General features: G+C 65.7%; 6 protein-coding genes. 2 read left to right on the top strand and 4 right to left on the bottom strand.

Annotated features, from left to right (window positions below):
• A partial coding sequence (locus LB533_RS20145) for an autotransporter outer membrane beta-barrel domain-containing protein (protein ID WP_224678034.1) occupies positions 1 to 2,036 on the top strand: 2,036 nt, incomplete at its 5' end.
• Positions 2,037 to 2,086: 50 nt separating this feature from the next.
• Here the strand turns inward: LB533_RS20145 and LB533_RS20140 are convergent.
• The 4 genes from LB533_RS20140 to LB533_RS20125 form a co-directional block, all read right to left on the bottom strand.
• Positions 2,087 to 2,968, bottom strand: coding sequence for an EamA family transporter (locus LB533_RS20140; RefSeq protein WP_224678033.1), 882 nt, complete (start codon positions 2,966 to 2,968; stop codon positions 2,087 to 2,089).
• A gap of 130 nt (positions 2,969 to 3,098) precedes the next feature.
• Positions 3,099 to 4,337, bottom strand: a complete 1,239-nt coding sequence (arsK, locus tag LB533_RS20135; protein ID WP_224678032.1) for an arsenite efflux MFS transporter ArsK — start codon at positions 4,335 to 4,337, stop codon at positions 3,099 to 3,101.
• Positions 4,318 to 4,731: an arsenate reductase (glutaredoxin) gene (arsC, locus tag LB533_RS20130; RefSeq protein ID WP_224678031.1), complete on the bottom strand. Its 414-nt coding sequence runs from the start codon at positions 4,729 to 4,731 to the stop codon at positions 4,318 to 4,320. Before arsC ends, arsK begins: the two co-directional genes overlap by 20 nt.
• An 82-nt stretch (positions 4,732 to 4,813) precedes the next feature.
• Positions 4,814 to 5,167 (bottom strand): ArsR/SmtB family transcription factor, encoded by a 354-nt coding sequence (locus LB533_RS20125; protein WP_224678030.1) that lies wholly within the window; start codon positions 5,165 to 5,167, stop codon positions 4,814 to 4,816.
• Positions 5,168 to 5,209: 42 nt separating this feature from the next.
• Between LB533_RS20125 and LB533_RS20120 the strand changes: the two genes are divergently transcribed.
• On the top strand, positions 5,210 to 5,746 hold the full coding sequence (locus LB533_RS20120; protein WP_224678029.1) for a DUF6428 family protein: 537 nt from the start codon (positions 5,210 to 5,212) through the stop codon (positions 5,744 to 5,746).
• Positions 5,747 to 6,000: the final 254 nt, after the last annotated feature.

Below are 6,000 nucleotides of genomic sequence, written 5' to 3'. Positions count from 1 at the left end.
CTGCGACCGGCGGCAACGGCATCTTCGCGCGGTCTGCCGGCGGCGCCGTCACGGTGACCGCGGGCGACGTGACGTCCACCGGCAACACCGCCATCATCGCCCGACAGACCAAGGCATCTGGTGCAGGCGCGATCGACGTGACCGTGGGCAACGTCTCGGGCACGACCGGCATCGAGGCGACCAACAGCGGCACGGGCGCGATCGCCGTCACCGCCAATGGCACGGTCGAGGGTGACATTGCCGCGATTTCGGCGCAATCGAACAGCGGCCATGCAATCGGGATCACCCTTTCCGGCGCGACGCGAAACAGTGCGCAAACGGCTGCGGCGCTGGCCATCGCTAGCTCTGGTGGCGCCACGACAGTCACCAATGGCGGTGCGCTGACCGGCCGGGTGGAGCTTGGTGATTACGCTGACCTGTTGATCAACAACGCCACCTGGACGACGGGCGGGACCAACCTGTTCGGCGCCGGCATCGACAGAGTCACGAATGCAGCCGCGGCCTCTCTCATTACCGCCAGCAATGGCGCGACGATCGAGACAACCACCTTCAATGGACTCGAGTTGTTGTCGAATGCCGGACGGCTCACCATGCAGGACGGCGGCGCGGGCGACCGCACCCTGGTTTCGGGCAATGTGACTCTGGCGGCCGGCTCGACCTATGCCATCGACATCAACGCGGCTCAGTCAGATCTGCTTCATGTCACCGGCGTCGCCGATATCACCGGCTCGACGCTCTCGGTCAACATGCAGGGCGGCCTATTGTCCGGTGCCCGCTACACGGTGCTGACCGCCGATGGCGGGCTGACTGGCGCGTTCGCCGATGTGACGGGGACCGCGTTCCTGTCGGTGACGGAAGCCTATGACTCTAACAATGCCTATCTCGATGTGGTGCAGGCAAAGTCCTTCCCCTCGGTCGGCTTGACGCCAAACCAGATCGCCACCGGCGGCGGTGCCGAGAGCCTGGGGGCGGGCAATCCACTCTATGATGCCATCGTGGTGCTGCCGACGGCTGCAGCTGCCCAGGACGCCTTCGACCAGCTTTCCGGCGAAATCCATGCCTCGGCCAAGGGCATGCTGCTTGAAGACAGCCGCTTCGTCCGCGACGCCGCCAGCAATCGCATTGCTGCCGCCTTTGGCGATGGCGGCGCGGCGGCGCTGCCGGTCATGGCCTATGGCGAGGGTGGACCGGAAATGGTGGCGGCCGATACCGACCGCTTCGCCGTCTGGGGCCAGGTGTTCGGTTCGTGGAGCAACACCGACAGCGACGGCAATGCCGCCGCCTTCGATCGCTCGACCGGCGGCCTGCTGGCCGGCGCCGATACTTTGGTCGGCGGCTGGCGTGTCGGCCTCATCGGCGGCTACGGCCATTCCTCCTTCGATGCCGACGACCGCGATTCATCGGGCAAGGGTGACAGCTATCATCTCGGTCTCTATGGCGGCACCAACTGGGGCGCCATCGCTTTCCGCAGCGGCGCGGCTTATAGCTGGAGCAGCATCTCGACCAGGCGCTCGGTTGCTTTCAACGGCTTTGCCGATCAACTGTCGGCCGACTACGATGCCGGCACCGCGCAAGTGTTCGGCGAACTCGCTTACAAGGCTGATGCCGGCGGCAGCTTCCACTTCGAGCCCTTCGCCAACCTCGCCTATGTCAGCGTGCACACCGACGGCTTCACCGAAACGGGTGGTGCCGCGGCGTTGACCAGCGCCAGCACAAGAACCGACGCCACCTTCACCACGCTCGGCCTTCGCGGCGCCACCGACGTCGCGCTTGGCGGCATCGATGCCACCGCTCGCGGCATGCTCGGCTGGCGCCACGCCTTCGGCGATGCCACGCCGACTTCCGCCTTCGCCTTCGCCGGCGGCGATCAATTCACCATCGCCGGCGTGCCGATCGCTCGGGATGCCGCGGTGATCGAGGCCGGCCTCGATCTCAACATGTCGGCCAATGCGACGCTCGGCCTGTCCTATACCGGCCAGTTCGGCAGTGGCACGGTCGACCAGGGCGCGAAGGTCGATCTGGGCGTAAAGTTCTGAACGACGATGGCGAACCGGCTTTGCGGTATGAACCTGCTCGTTGATCCGCCCTACTCCGGCGACGGCACCGGCGGCTTCGAGGTCAACGCGGTTCCGGCGGCCGCGACGATGACGGCGGCGATGCCGGCCAGTTGCGGCGCGGTCAGGCTCTCATGCAGGAACAGGAAGCCGGCCAGCGCGCCGAGCCCTGGCTCCAGGCAGGTCAGCGTGCCGTAGATGCGGGCCGGCATCCGGGTCAGCGCCACCATCTCCAGAAAGAACGGCAGCGCGCTCGAGAACAGGCCGACGAGCAAGGCACTGACCAGGATCGACGGCGCGAGCAGGCCCGCTCCCGCCTGCGCCACGCCGAAAGGCAGCACCAGCACGGCGGCGATCGCCATGCCGTAGGCGGTGGTGCGGGTGCCGAGCTCCGCGCCCGCCTTCTGCGCCAGCACGATGTAGAGCGCCCAGAAGCCGCCGGCCGCCAGCGCCAGCATCACCCCGGTCGGATCGAGCGGCTGGAGCGAACGGATGAAGGGCGACAACAGCACGATGCCGGCCAGCGCCAGCGCGATCCAGGCAAAATCGCTGGCGCGCCGCGAGGTCAGCGTCGCCACCAGCAGCGGTCCCGAAAACTCCAGCGCCACCGCGACGCCGAGCGGTATCGTGGCGAGCGCGGCGTAGAACAGGAGATTGAGCGCGCACAGCGTCACGCCATAGGCGACCAGCCACGGCATGGTGGCGCGCGAAGGCCGCATCTGCCAGGGCCGCAGCACGGCGATCAGCATCAGCGCGCCGACGACCAGCCTCAGCGTCGTCGTGCCCTGCGCGCCGATCACCGGAAACAGGCTCTTGGCGAAAGTAGCGCCGATCTGGATCGACACCATGGCGCCCAGCAGCGCCATCACGGGCAAAGGCGCCGCTTCACGACCGACAACCGGCGTCGATGTCACTTGATCCCGTCCTCCGTGCGCCATCAGGCAACGCTGCGTCATGGGAGATAGGGCGAACCGGCCCGTCCGTCGTGAGGCAGGGCCGGCATCTCGATGGGGCAAGAAAAGGCCACGGACGAGCCGGCCGCCCTCAGACGCGGCCGTTGCGCGCGTTCGGCAGTCTCGTGATCGCTGTCAGGACCAGCAGCGCGGCGCCACCCAGAAATGCCATCGCCACCAGCGACCAGGCAATGCCGACATGGACGATGGCAAAGGCCAGCGCAAAGGGCGCGACGGCCGAGACGAGCAGCCGGGCCGATGTGACGCGCCCCTGCAGCCGGCCATAGTCCGCACTGCCGAACAATGTCAGCGGCAGGGCGCCGATGACGATGCTGAAAAGCCCGTTGCCCATGCCGAACACGACGGCGAAAACCATCGCGCCCGCGACGGAAGGCGCCGTGCAGTTCAGCACGACGACCCCGCTCGTCATCAGGCCGGCCGAGATGATGGCCAGCGTCAATGACGGCAGGTTGACGCCGAAGATCATGTTGATGAAGCGGCTCAACACCTGTGAGGGCCCGAACAGCGTTCCGACGATGGCGGCGGTCGCCCCCAAGCCAAGTCCGGAAAGCAGCGGCACCATATGCACCAGGACAGCGGCGCCAAGCAGGTTCTGCAGCGAAAAGGTGATGACCATCAGCGCGAAGCCGAGCGGCCGCGCCGAGGCCGGAAGCGATCCCTGGACATGCCGTGGCGGCTCGGTCGCCGAGCGCCTGCTCTTGGCCAGCCCATGCGAGAGCCAGGCGTGCAGCGGCAGGCAGACGAGCAGGTTCAGCCCCGCGAAGACGAGATAGACGCTCCGCCATGACATCTGTGCGTGCAGGGCCGAGGTGATCGGCCAGAACACGGTCGATGCGAAGCCGGCAATGAGGGTGAGATAAGTGATGCTGCGTTGCGCCGCGCGCGGCCTTATCTGCACAAGCAGCGCGAAAGCGGCGCCGTACTGGACCAGGTTCGATGCCACTTCCAGCACGATCAGCGCCGCCACGAAGGCCCCGGCCGCCGGCGCGTAGGCACAGGCGGCGAGCGCAGCCGCGGCAAGGATCGAGCCGGCGGTCATGATCTTGCCGGCGCCGAAGCGGTCGATCCAGTTTCCGAGCCAGGGTGCCGTCAGGCCGCCAACCAGCAGAGCCGCCGAGAGCGCGCCGAAAATCCATTCGGTCGGCCAGTCCAGATCCCTGGCCATATCGGCGGCGAGAATGCTGAAACTGTAGTACAGCGTGCCGTAGCCGACGATCTGGGTTACGCCGAGGGCGGCAATGGCGGCCAGCGGCGAGCGCTCCGGGACGTCGAGATCGGAAAGGCTTCGATCACTTGATGCCACGGTCATTGATCACCACCTCGCCGTCTTCCTTGGTGAAGCGGGCCACCGGATGGTCGAGCAGATCGAGCACGAGCTCGGACGGACGGCACAGCCGCGTGCCCTTGGGCGTCTCGACGATCGGCCGGTTGATCAGGATCGGATGCCTCAGCATGGCGTCGATCAGCTGTTCATCGGTCCATTTGGCGTCACCCAGGCCGAGTTCGGCATAGGGCGTACCCTTTTCGCGCAGCAGGGCGCGCGCGGGAATTCCCATGGCGGCGATCAGCTGGCGCAAGCGGTCCCGGCCGGGCGGATGTTTCAGATACTCGATGATGGCAGGCTTCTCGCCGCTCGCCTGGATCATGGCTAGCGTGTTGCGCGAGGTGCCGCAGTCGGGATTGTGGTAGATCGTGACGGTCATGGCTTGGTCTCGACGGCAAGAAGTTGGATTTCGGATCGCCCCTTCGGCGCCGGGATGATCGCCGAGGCTGTCGGCGCGACGATCACTGAACCGGTCCCTTCACATCGGCGGGGCAGCAGCCAGCGGCCAACGCCGAAGCGCGGATCTCCAGCCGGCCGGAGCAGCAATCCTCCATCAGGAAACGGATGAGGCCGCTCAACGCGTCATATTCGGCGCTGTAGACCATGGAGCGCGAATCGCGCCGCACGCTGATCAGCCCTGCCCGCTCAAGCTCCTTCAGGTGGAAGCTCACATTCGAGGCCGAGACCTCGACTTTTTCGGCGATGGCGCCGGCGGCAATGCCGTCCGGACCGGCAATCACCAGATGCCGCAGGATGCGCAGGCGCGTTTCTTGCGAAAGGGCCGCAAAGGCGGAAAGGGCTTGACGTTCATTCATCTTTCAATAATCCTAAAAATGTTGAAACAAGAATTACCGCACATGCTCGTTTCTGACAATCGCGAATTTGAACCCGCCGACGTCGTTGATCCCGACGACATCACCATCGCTGGCTTGCTGGAGTTTCTGGCGGGCTACGAGGACCGGCCGCTGGTGTTCTTCTACGACGGCCGGCCGGTGCGGCGTGGCTACCACGTCACCGAAGTGAAGGCCGGCCAGTTCGCTGCGCTGGACTGCGGTGCAAACCCGGAATCCTGGGCCGAGATCTTCGTGCAGCTCTGGGACGTCGAGGAGGACCGCACGCATATGCCGGCTGGGAAATTCTCGGCGATCATCCGCAAGGTGACGGAGCATGTCGGCCTCGACCATTCCGCCAAGCTCACTTTCGAAGTCAGCGACGGCGTGCGCCCGATGCAGCTCTACCGCGCCGCGCCCCCCCGGCTCGCCGGTGATGCGGTGCATGTCGAGCTTTCACCACGGCCGGCAAGCTGCAAGCCGCGTGACCGCTGGTTGGAGGAAGAGAGGAAAGCCAAGGCCTGTTGCGGATCTTCGGCCGGACCGCAACCTTGCTGCGGCTAAGCAATTACAGGAAAATGTGTATGGTTTTCCCAGGAAAAGCGCGTAGCGCTTTCCCTTGGGAATTGCGTCAAATCAAAGAGTTAGAGCGGTTCGCCGTTTCCGTGAAACGGTGAACTGATCTAGCGTTTCGCAGCCAAGCAGATCGCTTGGCGCCGTCTTGACTGCCAAGACGGCTTTCCGTTCTTTCAGTTCAGCGATTTGCGCGGCAGCGCGGCGCGGGGTGGCGTTGCTCGAGTTCCTCCGCTGCAAGGCAG

Source organism: Mesorhizobium sp. BR1-1-13, assembly GCF_020165515.1.
Taxonomy (GTDB): domain Bacteria; phylum Pseudomonadota; class Alphaproteobacteria; order Rhizobiales; family Rhizobiaceae; genus Mesorhizobium.
The sequence above is the reverse complement of the archived record's forward strand: the minus strand, read 5'-3'. Positions and strand labels throughout refer to the sequence as shown.